Origin of the sequence: Isoptericola sp. NPDC057559 (genome assembly GCF_042801555.1) — a bacterium.
Lineage (GTDB): Bacteria > Actinomycetota > Actinomycetes > Actinomycetales > Cellulomonadaceae > Isoptericola.
The window spans coordinates 1-3161 of sequence record NZ_JBHVFQ010000058.1; the positions used below are offsets into that span (position 1 = coordinate 1).

At 74.4% G+C, this 3161-nt stretch carries 4 protein-coding genes and 1 pseudogene; 3 read left to right on the top strand and 2 right to left on the bottom strand.

Features of this window, described 5'->3' with window-relative positions; translation table 11 throughout:
• Positions 1-704, top strand: a pseudogene (locus ACFU5J_RS21910) (hypothetical protein); the annotation flags it as partial.
• Between the two features lie 25 nt (positions 705-729).
• Here ACFU5J_RS21910 and ACFU5J_RS21915 read toward each other — a convergent pair.
• Positions 730-864, bottom strand: a complete 135-nt coding sequence (locus ACFU5J_RS21915; protein WP_430580124.1) for a hypothetical protein — start codon at positions 862-864, stop codon at positions 730-732.
• On the opposite strand from ACFU5J_RS21915, the gene ACFU5J_RS21920 reads away from it, so the two are divergent.
• Positions 857-1207, top strand: a complete 351-nt coding sequence (locus ACFU5J_RS21920; RefSeq protein ID WP_430580125.1) for a hypothetical protein — start codon at positions 857-859, stop codon at positions 1205-1207. The genes ACFU5J_RS21915 and ACFU5J_RS21920 overlap by 8 nt on opposite strands.
• 133 nt (positions 1208-1340) lie before the next feature.
• The gene (locus tag ACFU5J_RS21925; protein WP_430580126.1) at positions 1341-1880 is read left to right on the top strand and encodes a toxin; all 540 of its coding nucleotides are present in this window, start codon (positions 1341-1343) and stop codon (positions 1878-1880) included.
• Between the two features lie 50 nt (positions 1881-1930).
• Here the strand turns inward: ACFU5J_RS21925 and ACFU5J_RS21930 are convergent.
• Positions 1931-3161 (bottom strand): ATP-dependent DNA ligase (locus tag ACFU5J_RS21930; protein WP_430580127.1); only part of this gene is annotated, 1231 nt, incomplete at its 5' end.

The window sequence follows — 3161 nt, forward strand, 5'->3', positions numbered from 1 at the left end:
CGGTGAAGCTCGTGGCCCCCGAGGGCAAGCTCATCTCGGCGTACTGCATCAAGTCGGGCTCGGCGAACCAGGGCGAGGGCCCGAAGATCGTCACCCTCGACACGCCGGTCGCCGAGCTGGTCATCGCCTACCCGACCACGAACCGGGGCGGGAAGAACATCTGCCGCGGCATCAGCCACTACGCCGTGGCGTACGTGGACGCGCCGAAGTCCGGGGAGACGACCCCGCCCACGGGCGAGGAGACGACACCGCCGGAGAACCCTGGCACTCCTGAGGAGCCGGGCACGCCGGAGCAGCCGGAGCAGCCGGGCACCCCTGAGGAGCCGGGCACGCCCGAGCAGCCGGAGAACCCGGGTGCCCCCGAGGAGCCGGGCACGCCCGAGCAGCCCGGCACGCCGGTCGACGAGACCCTGGCCGAGCCCACGCCGTCGGACGAGCCGTCCGCGCTCCCCACGGCGCCGACCGACGGCTCGACCCCGGGCATGGGCGGCGCGGACTACGAGGACGCGGCGACCGTCGTGGACGAGGTGAGCACGGGCGACGGGACGGTCGGGAGCGCGCAGGAGCAGTCGGCGGCCGTCGCGGCCCCGGACTCGCTGCCCGTCACGGGCGCACAGGTGCTCGGCTTCGCGATGGCCGCGGTCGCGCTGCTCGGCGCGGGCGCGGGCGCGCTGATCTGGGTCCGCCAGCGCCGCGCGAGCTGACGCCCGCCCGCCGACGACCGCCGGCTCAGCCGGCCGATCTCCCGACGACCGCCGCCAAGGCGCGCACGGTGTCCACCGTGTCCGCCTCGGCGGCGGTCTTGTCGTCCCGGTGCGCGGCGATGGTGCGTGCGGAGAGGTGGCACGATGCGCTGGTGTTCACGCGGGAGCATGACCCCTCGCTCGACGTCTTCGACGGCGGGTGCCTCGTCCTGCGGCGAGACGGCGAGGTCGCCGGCCACGTCGCGACGATGCTGGGCACCTTCTGGTCCCCGGGCCGCCCGCTGACGGTGCAGCAGCAGGTCTGGCTCGTGGTGGTGTGGGCGGACGGGGAGCGGGAGCGGGTCGAGGACTACCCGCCGTGGAGCGTCGTCGCGTCGATCCGTGCGGGCGAGTACGTCGAGGACGACGGTCCGCACCGCGGTAGGTACACCGTGACGTGGCTGCCCGAGGTGGAGAGCGAAGCCATGCGGGCCGAGCTCGGTGTCACCCCGGCCGACTTCTGACACCTGACGAAGCCATCAGCGCGGGCAGCTATAGCGGGTCCGACTGCCTCGCCCAGGCCCCGTGTGGGCCACTGCTGCGCATCCCGGTGTTCTCCTCGCTCGACAACCCGTTGCCCCTGTTAGATTTCTGCGGGTGCGCAGGGTGTCGGTGGTCGGGGCGGTGGGGTCGGGTAAGTCCACCGTCTCCCGGGAGCTGGCAGCACGGCTCGGCGTGCGGCGCGTGGAGCTGGACGCGCTGTTCTGGGGCCCGGACTGGACGCCCCGCCCGCACGAGCAATTGCTGGCGGACGCCCGGCGCGAGATCGCCGGAGACGCGTGGGTGATCGACGGCAATTACACCACTGCCCTGCAACCCGAGATCTGGGCGCGGGCCGACGCCGTCGTCTGGCTCGACCCGCCGAAGCAGGTCGTCATTGCCCAGGTGTACGGGCGCACGCTGGCCCGCGCCGTGGACCGCACGGAGCTCTGGCCGAGCACCGGCAACCGCCAGCGGTGGCGCGACGTCCTCGCGCCCTGGCGCAAGGACGGCATCGTGCGCCGGTCGTGGGACCAGGTAGGGCGCTACCCCGAGCTGTACTGCACGGCAATGGCCGACCCCACCCACGCACACCTGGACTTCCACCACCTGCGGTCGCGCGGCGCGGTCGAGACGTTCCTCGCCGCCGCTAGCTGATTCCCCGGGCCCGCACCGGACCAGCCCGCAACGCAGGGCGGATGTGCCGTTCAGCGCTCCCCGCCCAGGGAGGTCTTCAGTCCGTCGATGGTGTCCGCCTCGGCGGCGGTCTTGTCGGCCCGGTAGCGGACGACGCGCGCGAACCGCAGGGCCATGCCGCCGGGGTAGCGGGTGGAGCGCTGGACGCCGTCGAAGGCGATCTCCACCACCTGCTCGGGCCGCACCTGCACGACGTACTCCGACCCGTCGGCGGGAGACGTCGCGAGCTCGGTGAACCGCTCCGTCTGCCAGGCGAGCATCTGGTCGGTCATGCCCTTGAAGGTCTTGCCGAGCATGACGAAGCCGCCGGTGGCGGGGTCGCGGGCGCCGAGGTGGATGTTCGACAGCCAGCCCTTCCGGCGGCCGGAGCCCCACTCGACGGCGAGCACGACGAGGTCGAGGGTGTGCCGCGGCTTGACCTTGACCCAGCCGGCGCCGCGGCGCCCCGCCGCGTAGGGGGCGCCGAGGTCCTTGAGGACGAGGCCCTCCTGGCCGTCGGCGACGGTGTCGGCGAAGAACCGTTCGACCTCGCCGACGTCGGCGGACACCAGGCGCGGCACCACCACCTCGGGCGGAAGGACCCGCTCGAGGACGGCGAGCCGTTCGGCGGCGGGCGCGTCGATGAGGTCGGTGCCGTCGTGGTGCAGCACGTCGAAGAAGCGCACGCTGAGCGGCACGGCGGCGCTGCCGGCCTCGGCGTCGTGGCTGCCGGTGCGGGCCGCGGTCTCCTGGAACGGGCGCGGCCGGCCGGCGTCGTCGAGGGCGATGGCCTCGCCGTCGAGCACCACGGTCCGCACGTCGAGCGACCGCGCGACCGCCACGACCTCGGGCAGGCGCTCCGTGACGTCGTCGAGCGACCGGGTGAACACGACGACGTCGTCCCCGCGGCGGTGCACCTGCACGCGGATGCCGTCGAGCTTGGTGTCGGCGGCGACGGCGGCGCCCTCGAAGCGCTCCAGGGCGGCGGCGACGTCGGGCGCGGACGCCGCGAGCATCGGCCGCACCGGGCGGCCGGGCTCGAGGCGGAACGCCTGCAGGGCGGGGGCGCCGCCGTCGAGCGCGGCGCGGGCGATCGGCCCGGTGAGGGCGCTGAACATCGCGGCGCGCCGCACGTCCGGCAGGGGGACGTCGGCCGCGGCCGCGATCGCGTCGAGCAGCAGCGAGTCGAGCGCGCCCTGGCGCAGCTCGCCGACCACGAGGCGGCGGACGAAGTCCTGCTCGGCCTCGGTCGCGCGGCCGAAC